The sequence below is a fragment of the Bacillus sp. C30 genome (assembly GCF_040838255.1).
GTDB lineage: Bacteria > Bacillota > Bacilli > Bacillales > Bacillaceae_G > Bacillus_A > Bacillus_A mycoides.
The window spans coordinates 1-21520 of the sequence record NZ_JBFPJH010000002.1 but is presented as its reverse complement, the minus strand read 5'-3'; the positions used below and the strand labels follow the sequence as shown (position 1 = coordinate 21520).

Annotated in this window: 18 protein-coding genes and 2 pseudogenes; 11 read left to right on the top strand and 9 right to left on the bottom strand. The window is 36.8% G+C overall.

Annotation, left to right across the window (positions count from 1 at the left end; translation table 11 throughout):
- Positions 1–93: 93 nt before the first annotated feature.
- Positions 94–2094 carry a YhgE/Pip domain-containing protein gene (locus AB3X49_RS00470; RefSeq protein WP_002143774.1) on the top strand — a complete coding sequence of 667 codons (2001 nt, stop codon included), beginning with the start codon at positions 94–96 and terminating at the stop codon, positions 2092–2094.
- A gap of 39 nt (positions 2095–2133) precedes the next feature.
- Here the strand turns inward: AB3X49_RS00470 and AB3X49_RS00465 are convergent, their stop codons facing one another.
- From AB3X49_RS00465 to AB3X49_RS00455, 3 genes are all read right to left on the bottom strand, one after another.
- Positions 2134–2514 (bottom strand): VOC family protein, encoded by a 381-nt coding sequence (locus AB3X49_RS00465; RefSeq protein ID WP_367960113.1) that lies wholly within the window; start codon positions 2512–2514, stop codon positions 2134–2136.
- A 195-nt stretch (positions 2515–2709) separates the two neighbouring features.
- Positions 2710–3867, bottom strand: a complete 1158-nt coding sequence (locus tag AB3X49_RS00460; RefSeq protein WP_367960112.1) for an acyltransferase — start codon at positions 3865–3867, stop codon at positions 2710–2712.
- A gap of 167 nt (positions 3868–4034) precedes the next feature.
- Positions 4035–5252 carry a dicarboxylate/amino acid:cation symporter gene (locus AB3X49_RS00455; RefSeq protein WP_002144835.1) on the bottom strand — a complete coding sequence of 406 codons (1218 nt, stop codon included), beginning with the start codon at positions 5250–5252 and terminating at the stop codon, positions 4035–4037.
- 224 nt (positions 5253–5476) lie between these two features.
- On the opposite strand from AB3X49_RS00455, the gene AB3X49_RS00450 reads away from it, so the two are divergent.
- From AB3X49_RS00450 to AB3X49_RS00440, 3 genes and pseudogenes are all read left to right on the top strand, one after another.
- Entirely contained in the window at positions 5477–5779 is a 303-nt protein-coding gene (locus AB3X49_RS00450) for a PTS sugar transporter subunit IIB (protein ID WP_002089630.1), read from the top strand.
- 14 nt (positions 5780–5793) lie between these two features.
- Positions 5794–7096, top strand: a pseudogene (gene celB / locus AB3X49_RS00445) (PTS cellobiose transporter subunit IIC).
- A gap of 9 nt (positions 7097–7105) precedes the next feature.
- Positions 7106–7423, top strand: coding sequence for a PTS sugar transporter subunit IIA (locus AB3X49_RS00440; protein ID WP_002016162.1), 318 nt, complete (start codon positions 7106–7108; stop codon positions 7421–7423).
- 110 nt (positions 7424–7533) lie between these two features.
- Here AB3X49_RS00440 and speD read toward each other — a convergent pair whose 3' ends face one another.
- Both speD and AB3X49_RS00430 read right to left on the bottom strand, forming a co-directional pair.
- A complete protein-coding gene (speD, locus tag AB3X49_RS00435; RefSeq protein WP_002143768.1) occupies positions 7534–7905 on the bottom strand; it encodes an adenosylmethionine decarboxylase in 372 nt (123 codons plus the stop codon).
- Positions 7906–7932: 27 nt separating this feature from the next.
- The gene (locus tag AB3X49_RS00430) at positions 7933–9036 is read right to left on the bottom strand and encodes a polyamine aminopropyltransferase (protein ID WP_003192399.1); all 1104 of its coding nucleotides are present in this window, start codon (positions 9034–9036) and stop codon (positions 7933–7935) included.
- 395 nt (positions 9037–9431) lie between these two features.
- On the opposite strand from AB3X49_RS00430, the gene AB3X49_RS00425 reads away from it, so the two are divergent.
- The 5 genes from AB3X49_RS00425 (at position 9432) to chbG (ending at position 13650) form a co-directional block, all read left to right on the top strand.
- Complete coding sequence (locus tag AB3X49_RS00425) at positions 9432–9734, top strand: PTS sugar transporter subunit IIB (RefSeq protein WP_001023565.1); 303 nt, start codon at positions 9432–9434, stop codon at positions 9732–9734.
- Positions 9735–9750: 16 nt separating this feature from the next.
- On the top strand, positions 9751–11058 hold the full coding sequence (celB, locus tag AB3X49_RS00420) for a PTS cellobiose transporter subunit IIC (protein ID WP_012261997.1): 1308 nt from the start codon (positions 9751–9753) through the stop codon (positions 11056–11058).
- A 183-nt stretch (positions 11059–11241) separates the two neighbouring features.
- Positions 11242–11565 (top strand): PTS lactose/cellobiose transporter subunit IIA, encoded by a 324-nt coding sequence (locus AB3X49_RS00415; RefSeq protein ID WP_000989054.1) that lies wholly within the window; start codon positions 11242–11244, stop codon positions 11563–11565.
- Positions 11566–11568: 3 nt separating this feature from the next.
- The gene (celF, locus tag AB3X49_RS00410; RefSeq protein WP_367960110.1) at positions 11569–12894 is read left to right on the top strand and encodes a 6-phospho-beta-glucosidase; all 1326 of its coding nucleotides are present in this window, start codon (positions 11569–11571) and stop codon (positions 12892–12894) included.
- Between the two features lie 51 nt (positions 12895–12945).
- Positions 12946–13650: a chitin disaccharide deacetylase gene (gene chbG / locus AB3X49_RS00405; protein WP_367960109.1), complete on the top strand. Its 705-nt coding sequence runs from the start codon at positions 12946–12948 to the stop codon at positions 13648–13650.
- A gap of 40 nt (positions 13651–13690) precedes the next feature.
- Here chbG and AB3X49_RS00400 read toward each other — a convergent pair whose 3' ends face one another.
- Positions 13691–14872, bottom strand: coding sequence for a chromate transporter (locus AB3X49_RS00400; RefSeq protein ID WP_367960107.1), 1182 nt, complete (start codon positions 14870–14872; stop codon positions 13691–13693).
- Positions 14873–15061: 189 nt separating this feature from the next.
- Here AB3X49_RS00400 and exsM point away from each other — a divergent pair, with 189 nt between their 5' ends.
- Complete coding sequence (exsM, locus tag AB3X49_RS00395; RefSeq protein ID WP_002166452.1) at positions 15062–15475, top strand: exosporium regulatory protein ExsM; 414 nt, start codon at positions 15062–15064, stop codon at positions 15473–15475.
- A gap of 73 nt (positions 15476–15548) precedes the next feature.
- Here exsM and AB3X49_RS00390 read toward each other — a convergent pair whose 3' ends face one another.
- The 3 genes from AB3X49_RS00390 to tagO all read right to left on the bottom strand — a co-directional run bounded on the left by AB3X49_RS00390 (position 15549) and on the right by tagO (position 20352).
- Positions 15549–18227 carry a sigma-54-dependent transcriptional regulator gene (locus tag AB3X49_RS00390; RefSeq protein ID WP_367960105.1) on the bottom strand — a complete coding sequence of 893 codons (2679 nt, stop codon included), beginning with the start codon at positions 18225–18227 and terminating at the stop codon, positions 15549–15551.
- Between the two features lie 104 nt (positions 18228–18331).
- The gene (locus AB3X49_RS00385) at positions 18332–19069 is read right to left on the bottom strand and encodes a polysaccharide deacetylase family protein (protein ID WP_367960104.1); all 738 of its coding nucleotides are present in this window, start codon (positions 19067–19069) and stop codon (positions 18332–18334) included.
- 209 nt (positions 19070–19278) lie between these two features.
- Complete coding sequence (tagO, locus tag AB3X49_RS00380; RefSeq protein ID WP_002068377.1) at positions 19279–20352, bottom strand: UDP-N-acetylglucosamine--undecaprenyl-phosphate N-acetylglucosaminephosphotransferase TagO; 1074 nt, start codon at positions 20350–20352, stop codon at positions 19279–19281.
- 450 nt (positions 20353–20802) lie between these two features.
- Between tagO and AB3X49_RS00375 the strand changes: the two are divergent.
- Positions 20803–21468, top strand: a pseudogene (locus AB3X49_RS00375) (nucleotide sugar dehydrogenase); the annotation flags it as partial.
- Between the last annotated feature and the right edge of the window lie 52 nt (positions 21469–21520).

Here is a 21520-nt window from a genome sequence, read left to right as displayed (position 1 = left end):
TTAAAGATGTATTATACAGTATGGAAAGTGACGTGTATAGTAAATCTGTTAAACCATTCGAAGGGTGTTAAATTAGGAGAAGGAGTATGTTTCATGAAGGGAATTCAACTTATATTTAAAGATTGGAAGGCGATGTGGAACCATAAACATGGACGTATCGCTTTAATTTTTTTATTAATCGTTCCTTTAATTTATTCAGGATTCTTCTTAGCTGGATATTGGGATCCGTACGGAAAATTAGATAAATTACCTGTTGCAGTTGTTAATTTAGATAAGGGTGCTGTGATGGATGAAAAAACAATCCAGGCTGGAGACGATTTTGTTAAAAATTTAAAAGAGAATAAGGAATTGGCGTTTCATTTCGTATCAGAAAAAGATGCTGATGAAGGGCTAAAAGAAGATAAGTATTATATGGTGGTTACGATTCCGGAGGAGTTCTCTAAAAAGGTAAGTACACTAATGGATGAGAAACCAGAGCCGGCGAGGCTGCAGTACAAAGTAAATCCAGGGAAAAACTTTGTAGCAGCTCAAATTGGAACGACAGCTGTTGAAAATATGAAAACAAAAATTTCAAATAGTATTACGAAATCTTATACAGAAGGTGTCTTTTCAAAGTTTCAAGATTTGGCACAAGGGTTGAGTGATGCAAGAAATGGCGCTGAGAAGTTGCACGAAGGAACGACGGATGCGAAAAATGGGGCGAATCAGCTTGCAGATGGTATTCATCGTTTAAATGATGGAACAGTGAAGTTAAAAGAAGGAAGTGATAAGCTTGCCTCTAGTCAATCGGCCTTAACTGGGGGAGCAAATGAGCTTAGTCAAGGAGCGACATCACTTCATAATGGTATGGAGCTGCTAGCACAGGGTGAGAAGTCTTTACAATCAGGAGTTAGTGAATTAAGTGCTGGTACAAATGAATGGGTGAACGGAAGTGAGAAACTTGCTGAAGGGCAAGTGAAAGCGGACAATGCAGCAAATAGTGTAAAACAACAATTAGAAGAGTACGTGAAAAGTCATCCAGAAGTGCAGCAAGATCCTGCTTTTCAAAAGATCATTGCTACTTCTAACGGATTAGCTAAAGCAACAAACACTTTAAATAATAGCCAACAACAATTGACACAAGGCGCGCGGAAGCTTACTGATGGTCAGCATAAGATTGAGGAAGGCATGAATACATTCGGAGTTAAGTTAAACGAAGCTACCGCTGGAACGAAAAAGATAGCAGATGGTACTTCGAATTTAGCTGATGGATTTACGAAGTGGGGAAATGGATTTACATCATTACAAGAAGGTGTAAATCACCTTGCGAGTGGCGGAACAGAGCTGAATCATGGTGCTGATAAGTTAACGAACGGACTTGTTAAACTTGACGATGGTGCGAAAGAACTTTCTACGAAATTGGGAGAGGGCGCAGAGAAGATAGCGGATGTTCGCAATGATGATGCACGCAATACGATGTTCTCAGAGCCGGTTCAATTAGTGAAGTCGACAGTTTCTGATGTGCCTAACTACGGTTCAGGTATTGCACCATACTTTTTATCACTGGCATTTTATGTTGGCGGAATTATGGCATCGAATATTTTACCTCTTGGCCGTAGACAAAATATGAAGGTAAGTGGAACAGTACATTTTATTAATAAACTAGGATTGGTATATTTAATTGGACTTATTCAAGCATTACTTGTGGATGTGGTAGTGTTAGGAGTTATGAAATTAGAAGTTGCAAGTGTATCACTCTTTGTTTTATCAAGTATTGTTATTTCCTTTACGTTCATGACATTTATTCTTATGTTAGTAACGGTATTCGGCATTGTTGGGAAGTTCGCAGCGGTAACGCTTCTCGTTCTTCAATTAGCGACGAGCGGAGGTACTTTCCCAGGAGAGTTAAATATAGCTGTGCTTAGCAAAATTGGACAGTTTCTCCCAATGTCTCATTCTCTTAGAGGATTACAAGATGTTATCTCTTTAGGAGATTGGTCGCAATTACGAATGCAAATTTTAATTTTATTATGCTATCTCGTTGTTGCTGGCGGAATCACATGGGTTACGAGTCATATACAGCATAAGGAAACGAATGCAGAGCAAGTTTCTTAAAATGAAAAAAGCTATCCGATTTTTCCGGATAGCTTTTTCTTATTTCTTTTCCATAACCGCAAAGTAATTACTTTCATTATCAGCGAAGTTAAAAGCTCTACCTGTAGGTAAATCTACAACTTGTCCAACTGTAACATTTTTCTCAGAAAGATCTTTATACAGTTGATCTAAGTTATTAGAGAAGAACATAAGTGAAGGGGTATTTAAGTTTAATTCAGGTTGCATCTTCGCAATTAACGCCTTATCGTGAAGGACGATGCTTGTTCCAGCTTCTTTTGCCGGCGCAATTTCAATCCAGCGAAATCCTTGACCGTTATTTTCTTCTGCAACGATGTGGAATCCTACTGTTTCTGTCCAGAATTGCACTGATTCATCTTGATTATTTACATATAACATAATTTGTCCAATTTGATTAATCATAGGTGTCTCCTGCTTTCTTTTCTTATATGAAATACTATCCCGCATTAACGGGCAGTAAGACCCCTACCTCAAAATTCAGCAAAAGAAAAGAAGTTAGGTGGGGATCGGGCTGCCCGTAAATGCCCGATTGGTGAGGGCTGATAATCAGTGGGGGATGAAGAACCCCTCCACTGATTAAAGTTTCACTTTATTATATCAAATATATGGTTTAAATACTTTTTCATGATTTTTCCGAATGGCAATCTTCGCCCATCTCATATTTGTCGTAGGGGAAGGCCCTGTAACCCACGTGTGAAATGGTAGTATGCTACCAATGACCATTGCTGAAATAGAGATTGTGGTCGTTAATATAAATAGTAATAGGCTATATAATATTGTGTTTTCTTGCAGTGCGAATAAGGAAAGAAATTTTGTACATAGTTGCAAGAAGAAAAAATGAGCTAAATAAGCGCCATACGTGTAATTCCCGATAAAACGTAAAGCTTTATATAAGAAACCACGTCGCTGTACAATTGTAATAGATAACACGTACAGTATCATAATTTCACAAACAATATATAAAAACATGGACGGTTTTAAATAAGTAGAAACCGTTAAATGAATAGAATTGGCGCCGTAAAAACTAAATAACTCATAATTGATGAATAAAAATAAGATGAAAAATAAGATTGTTATAAGCGGAATATGTTTCATGACAAATATACGCCAAGTTTTTAATGATACAGCAGCTATTCCTCCCATGACGAAATAGAATGAGTAGAAGAAGAAGGAACGATCTGTATAATGTAAAATGGTTGAACTAGTCAGTTTCTCTCCATTAAAAATGTAGTGAGAAGAGTACCACATTAAGAAGAAATATAGACAAGCGAAAATGGTCATATATTTATATATGTCTTTTTTATTTTCTGTTCGTTTTTGAAACCAATAAAATAGTGTGCATAGTAACGGGAACAATAAGTGAATTTGGAACATCATAATAACGTACCAAAGATGAGGTGCAGCTGTTCCGAGTAATAAACTTTTTATTCCGCCTTGTAGTGTAATGGTATCGTTTGTTGTTAATAGGTAAAGAATAGACCAAAAGAAATAAGGGATGAGTAAATGTGTGGATTTTTCATAAATATACTCTGTATAAACGAGTTTCTTCGTATATTGCCGAATTAAATGGAAGCCGACGATAAATATGAATGCAGGTGCTGAAAATTTTGCAAGATTAAATAGCATGCCCATAATGAGGGATTGCTCGAGTAAGACATTTCCTTGATTCATTGTATATAATAAGGAACTTTGCAAAACGACAGCAAGAAATGCAATGCTTTGCAAAACTTTGAATTCTGGTGCGCTTTGAGTCATTGTATCCATCTCCTTTTCCATACATGATTATAGTACGGAGAATGGATAATGGATGTGGAATATTTGTGAAGATTATAACAAAATTGTGGCGGGATGGGATTATATCGACGTTTCGACAAATAACAACAAGAAAGAGGATGCTCCAACGAGCATCCTCTTTCTATATATTAAGCAAATTTATTTTTGATCCAGTTTTTCCCTTCTACAAGACGAGCTGTCATTACGGCACAAGCGTTATCTCCTGTTACGTTTAACACTGTTGCAGGAGGATCGATGATTGTACTAATTGCGGCGATAATTGGCAATGCTTCTGGTGGGAATCCGTATAGAGAAACGATTAACATTTCACCAATCATACCCCCGCCCGGAATAGCACCCATTACTGTTCCTACTAATAGAGAAACAACAAGTGCAATTGCTAATGTTTTCGGTCCTTCAAATTCCATGTTGAAAATACCGAATAAGAAAGCAATTTTTAATACCCCGCCTAAAACAGATCCGTCTTTATGAAGTGTAGATCCAAGAAGGACAACTGTTTCACGAACGTCCGAAGAAATACCCATTTTCTTCGTTGCTTCTAAGTTCGCTGGAATACTTGCGGCACTACTACAAGTTGCAAGTGATGTAACTGTAGGAGAGACCATGTTCTTCCAAAATATTTGTACACCTTGTTTGCGACCTGCAAGGTACGCATAGAATGTAAAGAATACAAAGAAGTAAATAAGAGAAGCTGGATAGTATACCATTGCTGCTCGGAAGTAAGTTCCAAGAAGTTGTGGTCCGAATTCACCAACTAATGCTGCGAAGTAGGCAGCTAGTCCGATTGGAGCGTAGTACATAATGAAAGATACGACCTTCATTGAAATTTCTGCACCAGCTTGTAGGAATGTAGCGAATGGTTTCCCTTTTTCACCAACTGCTGAAGTTGCAACCCCCATTAAGATAGAGAAGAAAATAAGAGCTAGCATGTTCTCGCGAGATAGTAACTTTGAAAAGTCTGATACTGTTATGATACCGACAATTTGATCAGCAACACTAACTGCTTTTTCAGCTTTATCAGGCTGCGTTAGTTCTAATACAACACCTTGTGCTGGCGGGAATACTTTCACGATAATAATCATAAAAATAGCAGCTAAAATACTTGTAAATAAGAAAGTTCCAGCCATACTAGACATAATTTTACCGAAACGTTTTAATCCATCCATATTAGCAATAGATGACGCGATGCTAAAGAACACTAACGGTACAACAATCGTAAACATTAAGTTTAAGAAAATGTCACCAAGCGGCTTTAAAGCAACTGCATCGGCACCCATGAAATAACCAATGAAACCACCAATTAGGATAGAAGATAATAAAATAAGCGGAAAGCGATATGCCTTCATAAATATATCCTCCTATCGATTATAAAAAATCATACTGAATCATTATAGCGAGTTAGAGACTTCTTTACTAGGAAAATACGGATAGATGGAATAGCGTGAAAACCGAGAAATTTTTGTTTTTAAGCTCGGCATACAGTTAGAAATCTAGACATATATATTTGTAACCTAGTGGTGGCAAGGGCTACACCATAACTTAGGTTTGGAAAAAGGGGGAGGGGAGCGAGATGAATATTTTACTTTGCTGTGCAGCGGGAATGTCTTCCAGTTTGATTGTTACAAAAATGGAGAAAGCAGCAGAGGCAAGAGGGATACAGGTAAAGATTTGGGCAGTATCAGGTTCAGAAGTGCGAAATCATATTGATACTGCAGATGTACTTTTACTTGGACCGCAAGTACGTTATTTATTACCGAAAATGAAAGAATTATGTAAGGAGAAGGGAATACCTGTTGATGTCATTCAATCCGTCCATTACGGACTTTGTAATGGAGAGGCTATCTTACAAGCAGCTTTGTCCATGAAACCATGAGGAGAGTGGGATAGATGATAAAGTTTTTAGAGAAATATGTGATGCCAGTGGCAGGGAAGGTTGCAGAGCAGAGGCATTTGCAAGCGATTCGTGATGGAATTATTTTGACGATGCCTTTCTTGATTATTGGATCTTTCTTTCTAATTATTAGTGCTTTACCCATACCCGGGTATAATGATTTTATGGCAGGATTGTTTGGGGAGAGTTGGCAAAAAGCTTTGGGGTATCCAGTTAGCGCAACATTTAATATAATGTCTTTAATAGCCACTTTTGGAATCGCTTACAGACTTGGTGAGTATTATAAAGTGGATTCTTTAGCATCTGGTGCATTATCACTTGTATCATTTTTGCTTGCAACACCGTTCCAGGTTATGTATATGATACCAAATACAAAGGAAAGTGTACTTGTAGATGGGGTTATACCAGCTGCGCTAATGGGAAGCCAAGGTTTGTTTGTGGCGATGATTATTGCAATCATATCTACTGAAATTTATAGATTTATTGTACAAAAAAAGATGATTATAAAAATGCCAGAGACAGTTCCACCAGCAGTAACACGTTCATTTGCTGCGCTTATTCCAGGTTTTATTGTCGTGACGGTTGTTTGGATCATTAGATTGATTTTTGAACATACGACTTTCGGTAGCATTCATAATGTTGTAGGGAAGCTTTTACAGGAGCCTCTTAGCGTGCTTGGGGGCTAGTCTTTGGGGCGCGGTAATCGCAGTTATTATTGTCCATGTACTTTGGGCTTGCGGAATTCATGGCGCTGCAATTGTAGGTGGTGTAATGAGCCCGATTTGGTTGTCGTTAATGGACCAAAACCGAATTGCTTTTCAGGCTGGGCAAGATGTACCGAATACGATTACTGCGCAGTTCTTTGACTTATGGATTTATATGGGCGGTTCTGGCGCAACACTTGCTTTAGTTGTAGGAATGTTATTATTTGCGCGAAGTCAGCAATTGAAAAGTTTAGGCCGATTGTCGATTGCACCTGGTATTTTTAATATTAATGAAATGGTGACTTTCGGAATGCCGATTGTAATGAATCCACTTTTACTTATTCCATTTATACTGGTTCCAGTCGTGTTAACGGTTGTTTCTTATTTTGCAATGGAATGGGGATGGGTTGGACGTCCGAGCGGAGCTGCTGTACCTTGGACTACACCTATTCTTTTTAGTGGATATTTAGGATCAGGCGGGAAAATTTCAGGAGTTGTTTTGCAGCTCGTTAACTTTGCAATTGCATTCTTTATTTATTTGCCATTCTTAAAAATATGGGATAAACAAAAAGTAGCGGAAGAAAAGGGGGAGTAAAGAAATAACATGGATACGATAGAGACGAAAGCTTTTCATTTAATCTTGCATGGAGGAAATGCGAGAAGTTGTTCAATGGAAGCAATTGATTGTGCGAAGCGCGGTGAATTTCAGGAAGCAGAAGCGAAACTACAAGAAGCTTTAAATGAATTGCAAGAGGCGCATCGCTTACAAACAGAGCTCATACAGAAAGAGGCTGCCGGGGAAAAAACCGAAGTTACCCTTCTGATGGTGCATGCGCAAGATCATTTAATGAATGCAATTACGGTGAAGGAATTGGCGAGTGAGTTTGTAGAATTATATAGGAAGATGTCGGTGGATGAATGAACCTTGCTTAGGCAAGGTTTTTTTATGTATGTGTCCGTACCATCAGTGGAGTGTTTGTTCCACTGATGGTATTTACAATCCTCCTTTTTACGGATGAGTAAGAGTGATAATTAATCGGCAGTAACAATCTCTCCTATACCACGAATTAATTTTTTTATATGCATCTCATTTGGTCTTAATATACTTACGATATAATCAATCGCTATTTGCGGTTCAACGGTCGTACCGCACGTATAACAGTCGATGGCTGCAAAGTTTTTTTCTGGATAAGTGTGAATTGAAAGGTGGCTTTCGGATAGTAAAACTAAAACAGTAACGCCATGCGGATCGAATTCTTTTGTACTTACGTTTAAAATATGGGCACCAGAGCAATCTGCAGCGTTAACTAAATGATATTCTAAAAAGTGAACATCATCTAATAGGGAAAAGTCCACTCCCCATAAATCTACTATTATATGCTTACCAAAAGTAGAATATTCCATAGGGTAGCACTCCTTACTATAATATTGTCAAAACTCCATTTCCTTTTTGTAACATTGATGTAGGATAAGATTCGATTCTGAGTTTAAAAGAGCGAGATTACGTTGTTCTAAATATTCTTCTTTAAATTGAAACAAAGGAGAAAGAAGAGAAGGTAATGTTCGAGGAGTTGGTACTACATATAATTGCTCAATTTGATCGAGTACATAGGCAGAATTAGCAGCAATATGAAATCCCCAGTCAGTTCCGAAAGAAGGAACGATTGTATGATAACTTTTCACAGTTAATCCAGCATGTTCAATAGTGTTACCGATGCTCCAATATACTAGAGGTGCATCAGCAGGTGAATTAGATTGGCAGACGAATGCTCCATCTTCTGTTAGGAATGTAGCTATAAGGGCAAAAAGCTCACTTGTATATAAAGTGCTTAGCACTTCTGTCGATGGATCAGGAAAATCAATAATAATTACATCATATAAAGAGGACGGAGATTTCAAAAATTCTTTTGCGTCACATACATGTACATTTGCACGATCATCAAAAAATGCTTGTTGATTTAAAGAAACTAATGCTGGAACATTGCGAGCCATCGTAATCATTTCTTCGTCTAAGTCGACGAGGTCTACATGTAGAACTGTTTCATATTTTAAAACCTCTCTTAAAGCAAGACCATCGCCACCGCCTAAGATGAGAACGCGTTTTGGGTCTATTACCTTTGACATAATCGGATGAACAAGTGCTTCATGATATATTTGCTCATCAACGGAACTAAATTGTAGTTGGTTGTCCAAATAGAGGCGAACATCGCTGACTTGTACTAAATTAATATTTTGATAATTACTCTTTTCTTCAAATAAATTTGTATGTTCCCCAGCTTGTATTTCTTTTAGAGAAATTTCATCCCATATATCTAAGTTGTGTGAGTTTGTTTCGATTATAGGTTCTAATTGTGTTTGCTTATTGTGTTTGTCTTGCTTGTCCTGTTTGCCTTGTTTACCAGTATGATTCTGTTTATTTTCTGTTTCTTGCTCGTCTAGTTCAAATTTGTCAGAGTCTAATTCAGAGGGCTTGTCTTTTTTATAGCATGCTATTCTATAAATCTTCACTTTGTTCTGTTTTCTATGTTTTGGCATAGGGATCCCCTTTCGAATTATGTTATTTTATTCTATGTAATTTAGTAGAGTTTGCTTGGACAACAAATAGAAGAGTGTGTTCAAGAGGAGTTTATTTTTTTTAATAGATTTTCACGCTAAAAAAATTTTTTAGTGTTTTTTTGTTTTAAACACAACTAGACAACTAAACACTAATCTATTTTCATACAGTTATGTGTTAAAAGTGAGGTGTTTTATAACACACTGTGTGTTTTTTTGGGGACACACTGATTGAAAGCGGTAACACACAAAGAAATCACTCGAAAAAACGCTGATTTTAGGCGTTTTGAAAAGTTGGCACGGTAATTGCATTAATAAATAGCGTAAAGAAAAATAAAAAACATAAATTTTTTATACCACACAAGGGGGATTTATAAATGAATATTTTATTATGTTGTTCAGCAGGGATGTCTACAAGTTTACTAGTTACAAAAATGGAAGCGGCTGCAAAAGCTCGTGGTCTAGAAGGTAAGATTTGGGCTGTATCTGGGGATGCAGTAAAAAACAATATCGATCAAGCAGACGTACTATTATTAGGACCGCAAGTTCGTTACATGCTTTCTACAATGAAAACGCTTGCCGATGAGAAAAACGTTGGAGTCGATGTTATTAACCCAATGCACTACGGCATGATGAATGGAGAAGCAGTTTTAGATCACGCATTAACACTAAAAAAATAATTAGGGGGGAAGCGAAATGCAAAAGTTTATTGCATTTATGGAGAAGTATATTGTTCCTGTCGCTGGTAAAATCGGATCGCAACGTCACTTAGCTGCGATCCGTGATGGATTTATTGCAGTTATGCCACTTATTTTAGTTGGTGCATTGGCATCACTAATTAATGGTTTTCCGTCTGAAGCTTTCCAAGAGTTCATGAAAGGTTTGTTTGGTGAAACGTGGAAACAAGTTGGCGGTGGAATGTGGACTGGTTCTTTCGCAATTCTAGCACTAATCATAGCATTTACAACAAGTTATAACTTAGCAAAATCTTACGGCGTTGATGGTTTGTCAGCAGGTATTATTTCATTTGGTGCGTTAATTATTCTTACGCCAACAACACCGAAAGAAGGCGGATTGAACTTAGCTTGGACAGGGGCACAAGGGCTATTTGTAGCAATTATCGTGGCACTCCTTGTTACTGAGGTATTCCGTTTCTTTGTACAAAGAAACATTACTTTTAAAATGCCTGATGGAGTACCACCAGCAGTTTTAAGATCTTTCGCAGCTATAGTTCCAGCATTTGTTATCTTAACAGCAGTTGCAGGTATTCAATTAGCAGTGAAATTAGCTGGTACAAGTGTTCATGAATTTATCTTTAATACGATTCAATCACCACTGCAAAGTTTAGCAGGGACATTACCAAGTGCAATTGTCATTGTACTCCTTGTTCATCTTCTTTGGTTCTTCGGTTTACATGGGCCAAATATCGTTGGTGGTATTATTGAGCCATTATACTTACCGGCATTAGAGAAAAATATGAAGTTATTCCAAGGTGGTACATCTGCATTTGATGTTCCAAACATTATTACAAAACCATTCTTTGATACTTTTGTATATCTTGGTGGTTCTGGTGCAACATTAGCGTTCTTAGTGGTCGTATTACTTGTAGCAAAAAGTGCACAATTACGCGGTGTATCTCGCTTATCAATTGGACCAGGTGCATTCAATATTAACGAACCAGTAATCTTTGGTACACCAATTATTTTAAATCCAATTTTATTCTTACCGTTTATCCTAACACCAATTGTATTAGTAATTACTTCTTATACAGCGTTATCTATTGGTTGGGTACCAAAAACAGTTGTGATGATTCCATGGGCAACACCACCAATTATTAGTGGTTATCTTGTAACAGGTGGACATCTTTCAGGTGCAATTCTACAGTTATTCAACTTTGTAATTGCGATGGTAATCTACTATCCATTCGTTGTATTATCTGACCGTTCTGTTGTTCGTACTGAAAAAGCAGCAGCACAAGGAAATAACAACTCTGTACCTATGTAACATAGTAATTGTTCTCACAGGTAACATTATCTGTGAGAACAATCACCTTTATATCATGTTCAGAAAGATGAGACCCATCTACAAGAACACCAAACTATCATTAATAAAATAATAATTTAATAGAAATGTTCAAACTGAAGGGGTATTTAAATCGGTTGAACCATAATAGAGAGGGCGGTAATTATGATGACTACAGCAGAACAAATTCCATTCCAATTGATTTTAAATAGTGGTAATGCACGAAGCTTTGCAATGGAGGCACTTCAATTTGCCAAACAGGGGAAAATGGCAGAAGCTGATGAAGCGATGGTAAAAGCGAAAGAAGCGATTAATGAAGCGCATCATTTCCAAACAGAGCTCATACAATCAGAAGCAAGAGGGGAAAAAACAGAGATTAGTGTTCTTTTAATTCATGCACAAGATCATTTAATGAATTCTATTACAGTAAAAGAATTAGCGGCAGAATTTATTGACCTTTATAAAAAGCTAGAAGCGAAAGGGGAATAAAGCATGACTGGAATTAAAATTACTACAATCGGCGGTGGCTCTAGTTATACACCAGAGTTAATTGAAGGATTTATTAAACGTTATGACGAGCTTCCTGTTCGTGAAATTTGGTTAGTAGATATTGAGGCAGGAAAAGAGAAGTTAGAAATCGTTGGTGACTTAGCGAAACGTATGGTGAAAAAATCAGGTTTACCAATTGATATTCATTTAACACTTGATCGCCGTGAGGCATTAAAAGATGCTGACTTCGTAACAACGCAGCTTCGCGTTGGTTTGTTAGAAGCACGTGCAAAAGATGAAGCAATTCCATTAAAATATGATGTAATTGGTCAGGAAACGAATGGTCCTGGTGGTTTGTTCAAAGCGCTGAGAACGATTCCTGTTATTTTAGATATTTGTAAGGACATGGAGGAACTTTGTCCGAATGCATGGTTAATTAACTTTGCGAATCCGGCTGGTATGGTAACAGAAGCTGTACTTCGCTACACGAACATTCAACGAGTAGTTGGTCTATGTAACGTTCCAATCGGAATTCGTATGGGTCTTGCAAGATTACTTGAAGTAGATGCAAGCCGGGTACACGTTGATTTCGCTGGTTTAAATCATATGGTATACGGATTAGATGTATACTTGGATGGCGTAAGTGTAATGGATCGTGTATTAGAACTTGTAACAGATCCAGAAAAGCAAATTACGATGGAAAACATTGCTGCGCTTAACTGGGAGCCAGACTTTATTCGCGGTCTTCGTGCAATTCCATGTCCATATCATCGTTACTACTATAAAACACGTGAAATGTTGGAAGAAGAGAAAGCAGCTTCGATTGAAAAAGGTACACGTGCAGAAGTAGTAAAACAATTAGAAGATGATTTATTCGAGCTATATAAAGACCCGAATTTAGATATTAAGCCACCACAATTAGAAAAGCGCGGTGGAGCTTATTATAGTGACGCAGCATGTAGCTTAATTACGTCTATTTACAATAATAAAGGTGATATCCAGCCTGTTAATACACGAAACAACGGAACAATTGCAAGCTTGCCACATGATTCGGCTGTTGAAGTGAACTGTATTATTACGAAAGAAGGTCCAAAACCAATTGCGGTCGGAGATCTTCCAGTACCAGTTCGCGGTTTAGTACAGCAAATTAAATCATTTGAGCGCACAACAATTGAAGCTGCTGTTACAGGGGATTATCATAAAGCGCTGCTTGCTATGACAATTAACCCACTTGTACCATCAGATAAAGTTGCAAAACAAATTTTAGATGAAATGTTGGAAGCACATAAAGAACATCTTCCACAATTCTTTAAGAAGATAGAGAAATAAGAAGCGGCGCTGTTTAGCCCGCTTTTTTTAATTCTAGTAGGAGGTATTGCGATGATTAAACTAATTGTAAATGCAGATGATTTCGGTCTTACGGAAGGTACAAATTACGGAATTATTGATGGACATAAAAACGGGATTGTAAATTCAACGACGATGATGATGAATATGCCAGGGACAGAGCATGCCGTACGCTTAGCGAAAGAGTATAAAACGTTAGGGATAGGAGTTCATCTCGTATTAACGGCAGGAGAACCGCTTCTTAAAGACGTTCCATCACTTGTAAGTAGCGATGGATTGTTTCATAAACAAAGTGTTGTATGGGAAGGAAATATAAATCCAGAAGAGGTAGAAAAAGAATGGACTGCTCAAATTGAGAAGTTTTTATCTTACGGATTAACACCAACTCATTTAGATAGTCATCATCACGTGCATGGATTACCGCTTTTACACGACGTTCTTGAGAGATTAGCAAGTAAATACAATGTTCCAATTCGTCGTTGTGAGGAAGAGCGAGCGGTGCACCCATTTTCAGATGTATTTTACAGTGACTTTTACGCTGACGGTGTGACGGAAGATTACTTTGTGAAGTTAAAGGAAAGAGTACAGGATAAACAAACGGTAGAAATTATGGTGCATCCAGCTTATATTGACCCAGAGCTTGTGAAACGTTCTTCTTACGTAATGGATCGCGTGAAAGAGTTGCGTATTTTAACGGAGAGTGAGCTTCCTGAGGGAATGGAGCTTGTGAAGTTTTAATAGGAAAACGACGGCTAAATGGGGCCGTCGTTTTTTGTGCTTACAAAATGGATAGAACATATCCACCGAAGGCCCCGATTATAACGATAACCCAAGGTGGTGTTTTCCAAAAAGCGAGTAAGCAAAATAGAAGAGAAGCAAAAACGAAATCTACAGAATTCATAATTGTACTCGTCCAAATTGGATCATAAAAAGCTGCAAGTAAAATGCCGACAACGGCTGCGTTTACTCCAAGTAGTGCACCTTGTATGTAAGATACTCTCCTTACACTGTCCCAAAATGGTAAAACGCCAACAACGAGCAGGAAGGCAGGAAGAAAGATAGCGATCGTTGCAACAACTGCTCCGGCGGTTCCATTTAGCACTGCTCCTATATAAGAAGCGAATGTAAATAGTGGCCCTGGCACTGCTTGTGTTAATCCGTATCCAGCAAGAAATTGTTCTTTTGTCATCATCCCGTTTTGTACAAACTCACTTTCAAGAAGAGGAAGTACGACATGCCCTCCGCCAAATACAAGTGCACCAGAGCGATAGAAGCTGTCAAATAAAGAGATGAAATAAGAGTATGATCGTAACATCGGTAACAGTATTAATAGTCCGAAGAATAAGACGAGACAAGATATGGCTACCATTTTTGAAATAGGTACGTTTATTTTATGAGCTTGGCTAACTGGCTGGCCACGATATAAAAACCAACCGATGAAACCAGATACTATAATGAGAATTACTTGTGTCCAGCTACTTGGCCATAATAGGGCGATTGCGGCAGTTGCAATTGCGATTGTTGCACGGTTTCGGTCTGGTGTTAACTTTTGAGCCATTCCCCATATTGCATGAGCGACAATTGCGACCGCTACAAGTTTCAGTCCGTGAATCCAGCCAGTACTTCCAAGCTCGAATTGGTTAAGAAATGAAGCGAAGAAAACTAAAACGAGCACAGATGGGAGAGTGAATCCGATCCATGAAATAATGGCTCCTAATAATCCGCCGCGCAATAAGCCAACTCCCATACCGACTTGGCTGCTAGCAGGGCCAGGAAGGAATTGACATAGCGCTACTAAGTCTCCGTAAATTCGTTCATCCATCCATTTTCTTTTTTGCACGTATTCATGATGAAAATAACCAAGATGGGCGACGGGACCACCAAATGAAGTAAGTCCTAATTTAAATGATACGAGAAAAATCTCTATTAATGATTGGAAAGAGTATTTATTATTTTTCAAAATTTCCTCCTAGACTGTTTTTCTAAGTGCATTATACAAGAGGGAGTAAAGCAAAAGAAACGATTTTAATGTAAAGATTGTGTGAATCTTTTCTTCGTAATTAAAATTTGAAAAAGTCATAAATGATTATGTCTAAACCATAAAGTAGTAGAAGTAGTGCTGGGAAATTTATATGAGGAGAATGCCCGTATGACAACACATTTCTTTGCTAGGTTAACAGGGAAGAGGGAAGTACCTCCTGTAAATACAGAAGCTTACGGTGTAACAGAGCTCATTTTTAGTGAAGATTTAAAGAAGTTGCAATATCGGGTCATATTAAAAAATATAAAAAAAATCACGTCATGCCAAATTCATTTAGGAAAAGCGAATCAAATTGGTCCAGTTATTTTAAGTTTGTTTGGTCCGTTAGAGCAAGGGATTAGTGTGAATGAAGGAGTCGTTACTGGTGTAGCTAGAGTAGAGGATTTTGAAGGGCCTTTACAGGGGAGAGCATTTGACAGCTTGTTTCAAGAGATAATGCAAGCAAATGTATATGTAAATGTTAATACGAAATCTAATAAAAAGGGAGAAATAAGGGGGAGAATAAGGGAAGTAAAGAAGTAAGCGAAAAGGCTGTCCAAAAAACATTTTGGAACAGCCTTTTCTAATTATATAGAGTGCTACAATATCCCCTAGTTTAATTTTTTACAGGCTGATTTTTAATGAAGAAGTCCATTATATAAAATACTTCGTCATCTGGGATTTGTATTTCAAATGTATTTTCAATAGGTTGCAATGCTTTTTTTACTTTCATATACATCCAGTACTCATCTTGTCTTCGTTTCTCTTTATCAGGATGAGGGAGGAGACTTTCACCTTTTTGAAGACGGTCAACCATGCAGCTCATATGCAAAATCACACCCATTAAACTGTCGGGAGTTAGCTGTAAAGAAATCAATTCTTGAATTGTATTTAATGCATAACGAATTGTTTTAATAAGTAATGCTCCATCGTTACACTGCATTTGTTGTTCAAGAATATCAGCCATTTTTGCATATGTTTCTTCATACGTAATCAATTCTTGAATTGGTTGAATAGCTGTGTAGTTCACAATGTCTTGGAAATGATATGTTAAGCAAGGTATTTGCATATCGAAATTCGTGACGATACAAATGATATTACGCTCTTTTTTTATGTTCTCGATCATTTTCGTTAAATCTTTTTCATGAACGATGCTAATCGGAATAATTTCAATTAAGTCTTTATCAAAGCGTAAATAGTTCTCTAACATTTTTTGAATTGCTAAAGCACTTCCTTCGCCGGTTAAACAAGCTGTTAAAATCACGGATTTCATTGGCGATAGTGGCTTTTTCTTTTCTTCCTGTACGTTTAAATAGAACGGCGTTAAGTTCTTCACTGTTTCGTATAGTGCATCTAATGAATAGCCAAGCTGAGCTTTTCGAGCTGCTTCTAGTGCGTGTGGTGTACTCGTCATGGAAAGAACACGTACAGGGATTTTGAATTCAGTTTCTAATATATCACCAATATAAGCGAGAGATCCCATATCAACAAGTAAGAGAAGCCCGTTTACATTTTGAAGTGTTTTCATATACACTTTAACACGCTCTAAGAAGTCTTTTGGTGATTCATGCAAGGGCATATCGATACCAGTTACTTCATCGATACCGAGAAGTTCGTTTGCAACGTTTGCCATTTCTGTTGCGATGCCATTACCGTGTGCTAATATTAATACTTTTACTTCTGTTTGTGAGGCAGGAATTGGATCAACAACGAAGAACATTGTTAAAAAGCCAGCTTCATCAATAGGTATTGTTATTTGTAATTCTTCTTCTAATAGCTGAATACATTGCATAGCTACGGAAAAAGCTTCTTTATATTTCGTACGAATTTGATTTAATTGTGGGTGGTGAATTTGTTTCCCGCCCTGTAAACGTTGTAGAGTTGTCTGTACATGTAAACTTAAAGCGAGAAATACTTTTTCATCGAAAGTTTTAGATAAATATTTTTCAGCTAGTTCCGCAATTTTTTCACATACGGAAACGATATTACGATCCACAATTTTAAAAACATTTTCATGACTTGTTTTTTTAGATATTTGGTTAAAGTATTGGACGAAAAAGCTTTGAATATCATTTTCTATTAGTAATTCTAATTCTTCCTCTTCAATGCCGCGTGCTTGAAGTTCTTCATATTTATAATCAATATAATCGTAAATAGAAGAGCGATTTCCTTCGGGTTTTATTGTATGTTTACTCCAACCTTCATCACCTGTAAATACAAATGTTTCATTTGGTATTTGATATAGATGACGGCTCTTTCTTTCAATAAATAATCCTTCTTTCATATACCAAGGTAAATCTGTACTTGAAACACAGACAGAATCACGTTTTTTTGTTACGAAATCAGAATAAGCTTTCGCACAGGCAATTTGTACGTCCGTTTTCAATTGGCCGATGTTATTTGGACAATTGTAAAAGACGAAAGCACGCATTGTATTTGGACTAACATGAATCTCTTTCCTTAGACGAATTGCTTCATTTGTGAAAAATAGTTGCAGTAAAGCAAACCGTTCTTTATGTGTTCGCTCACGAAGTGGTGGAAGCGTAACGGTCATCGGAATACGTCTTGTAAATGTTTTTAGTAAAAATGAATTTGGTTCTTCGGTTGTTGCAGTAATAATCAACACTCGTGCTTTACGTTCATTTTCCGTTTCTCCAAGGCGGCGGTATACTCCGCGATCAATAAATGTGAAGAGCATCTCTTGTCCTTCTGGAGGAAGGCGATGTACTTCATCTAAGAAGAGGATTCCTTCATGTGCTTTTTCAATTAACCCTTTTTGATCACTGGCACCTGTGTAAGCTCCTTTTTTTATCCCAAATAACTGTCCAAGTAGTAGTTGTGGATTGTTTGCATAATCAGCACAGTTAAAGACGATAAAAGGTGCATCTTTTGGAAGTTGTTCCACTTCAATTGCGTATTCGTGCATTAAAGAAGCGAACATCGATTTTCCGACACCTGTTTCTCCAAGTAGTAAAGTATGCATACCGTTTGGAGGATAGAGAATAGAAGCTTTTGCTTTTTCAATTGCAATTTTTAGGCTTGTATTTTCAATAGCAAATGTATCTAATGAAGTGCCCTTTGTTGAATGCGTTTCCAATGAAGTGTTCGTTTCTATATAAAAACGGACAGGGCGTGTACTCGTTTTTAATAAACGATTATCTTTCACAAGCTTGTTTAAATCGCTACTAACATTTGCACGGTCTAACTGTAGAAGTGTAGCGAGTTCTGATGCTGTTATACCTTCTGTATAATTCCCTTTTTGTATTGCGTTAAAAATGAGATCTATTCGTTTCATTTCTATTCACCTCGAAACTTCATCACTATTTAAAATATTACACAAAAATGAGAAGTGTGGGAAGAGAAAAATAAAACAGCTTTAGTACATAGGCACTAAAGCTGTTACAATCTTGTGTCTTTCCAAAAATTCACTTCGAGATGGGAAGATGGATTGTAGGGAAGTAGTTTATATCCTTGTGAGTGTAAATAATCAATTACTTTTGGGAGTATTTGCACTGTGACACTAGAATCATGCATTAAAATAACCTCTACTTGTTCATCGCTTTGATTTCGTACTCTTTCTAGTATTGCGGAAGGATTATCATAGCTTTTCCAGTCATATGTATCAATTGTCCAATCCCACATTTTATACTGGGCCGATACGAGTGCGTCACGGTAATTCTTTTTTAAGTAAGGCATGCTACCGTATGGGACACGAACGAGATGTGTATTTAAATGTGTAACTTGCTGGACGATGCTTTGGGTTTGCTCCATTTCTGCAATTAAAACAGATGGATCGCCAGTATAAAGACGTTTTACATCATGCGACATACTATGGAGACCGATATAATGTCCATCTTTAATCAATCGCTCCATCGTTTTTTTATAATGTGGCACCTTTCCGCCAATAACGAAGAAAGTTGCTTTTCCGTTCTTCTCTTTTAAAATATTTAAAATTTGTGGTGTGTATTTATTTGGTCCGTCATCAAATGTTAAGTACGCAATTTTTGTTGTAGGAGAGGTAGTTTGAGTACTTTGGTGATCTTCTGCTTGAATGTCCGTAGTTGCTTTTGTATTCGATGATGCGTACATAGTAATAGTTAAAAATAAAATTATACATTGAAGTAATCGCTTGATCATAAAATTCACCCTCAGTTTGACAATCAAGATGTAAAAATGAAAATTTGATACTTTTTTCGCTATACGTATATCTTTCTCCAATAGAGGCACTCTCAAACAATCTATATTTTGGAAATGGGGAATAAGGATTAAAAAATAAAAAATAGCATCCTCTTCCTTGGAAGAGGATGCTATTTGAATATTTCATAATAGTAAAGGCTATACTACAATTAGTCTTCGCGCTTTTTCACTTTTTTATAGAAGGAAATAATTGGTTTGTAACGTTCGTGTACAAGACCGATTACTTCAGCAATGATTTCTGTAAAGAAGATTAAAATGAAAAGAAGAATAATGGATAACCATAATGTTGCACTACTGAAAATAATTGCATTTACACTAAAGAAAATACCCAATGCGTAAATAATTAGTACCGTTTTACGATGAGAGAATCCCATTGCAAGCAAACGGTGATGTAAATGCGATTTATCAGGTGCTGAAATAGGCTTTTTATTTACGATACGGCGGATAATTGCAAATGTCGTATCAAATATAGGTACACCTAAAATAATGATTGGAACGATAAAACTGAATAACGTTACGCTTTTGTATAATCCAAGTAACGATATAACAGAAATACAGTATCCTAAAAATAGTGCTCCTGTATCTCCCATGAAAATTTTTGCTGGATGGAAGTTGTAGAATAAAAATCCAATTGTACTTGCTAATGTAATCAGTGCTAGAGGTAATATAATAGCTGCTCCAGTACCCCATGGGCTAGTGAAGGCCATATATGCTAGCGTTGCAAGTACGATAGATGAAATCCCTGCGGATAATCCATCTAATCCATCAATTAAGTTGATGGCATTTGTAATACCTACAATCCAAAATACAGTAATTGGATAAGCAAGCCATCCGAGTTCAGTATCTCCAAGAATTGGAATATATAATACTTGCACTAATAATCCACTTTTGACAATCATGATGGCAACTAATAGTTGTCCACCGAATTTTACCCTCGCAGATAGTTCGTACATATCATCTAAAATCCCGATGATAACAATGATGATAGCACCTAAAGTTATCGATAACATTCTTTGTTCGTACAATCCACCGACAACAAATCCTACGGCTACACCGATGAAAATTGCTAACCCGCCAAGACGAGGCATAATTTTTTGGTGTACTTTACGCGCATTTGGCTTGTCTGTTGCTCCTATTTTGAAAGCTAATTTAATAACTAAAGGAGTAACGACGAGTACAGTGATGAAAGATGCCAAAATGGCATAAATCACTTGTGAGTCCATTAATACCCCACCCTTTATAGTTTAACGTAATTTTTTCAATCGTATTTATCTGAAAATTATGATGTTTATTTACAGGCTCATAACATATGGTATCACAAAAAGATTAGAATTCAATCTTTTTTTCTTTTGGCTGTAAAGGGCAGTGAATAGAATATATGACAATTGGATATGGAATGTTGTGTCCTTTGAGAAGGTTGATCTCATATTGTGGCTTGTAATATGACATTGTACTCTCCTCTCATATAGCAATGACTTTTGTTTCAGTATTATAAGTGTTGCACGTAAATTGAGTAAGTTCCGTGTTAAATTGTGGGAATTTACATTTTGTATATATTGCATCATTTAACTTTACAAAATCTTAAAAAATAATAAAAAAACGATTCATATAATAAAGAAGTGAAAGAGTTTTCTCATTCTTATTGTGAGAGGGGGAAGCACAGGGGGAGTTCTATGTATTCGTATATTTTCTTATGTATATTCCTGTGCGAAAAGAAAATGAAAATTACGATAATAGGTACCGGATATGTTGGATTGATTACAGGAGTAGGATTGGCGAGATTGGGACATTCAGTCACATGTTTCGATATAAATAGTGGGAAAATTGAACGGATTAAACAAGGCGAGTTACCTATTTATGAATCTGGATTAAATGAATTGATAAATGAAGCATACGAGAATAATCATTTAACTTTTACAGCAAGTAAATCAGCGGCATTTAATGATGTAGAGTTTATATTTATTGCAGTTGGAACGCCATCTTTATTAGATGGAACAGCAGATTTAACGTATATTCGTAGTGCTTGTGATGATATTGGAACATATGTGAATAACGATATTATTGTTGTTACGAAAAGTACGGTTCCTGTAGGGACAAATGATGTAATGAGAGAATGGATTGAGGATAAACTACAAGGTAGACATGAATTATATATTGTATCGAATCCAGAGTTTTTAAGAGAAGGTTCTGGTATTTATGATTTTTTTCAGGGTGATCGTATCGTAATTGGAGCATGTAGTGAAGAAGCTGCAAGGAAAGTAGAGAATTTGTACAGTAAATTAAGCTTACAAACGTATATTACAGATATTCGAAGTGCTGAGATGATTAAATATGCATCTAAGAACCTGTCTAAAATCTAGGGTATAATCTATGTAAAAAGGATGATTCCTA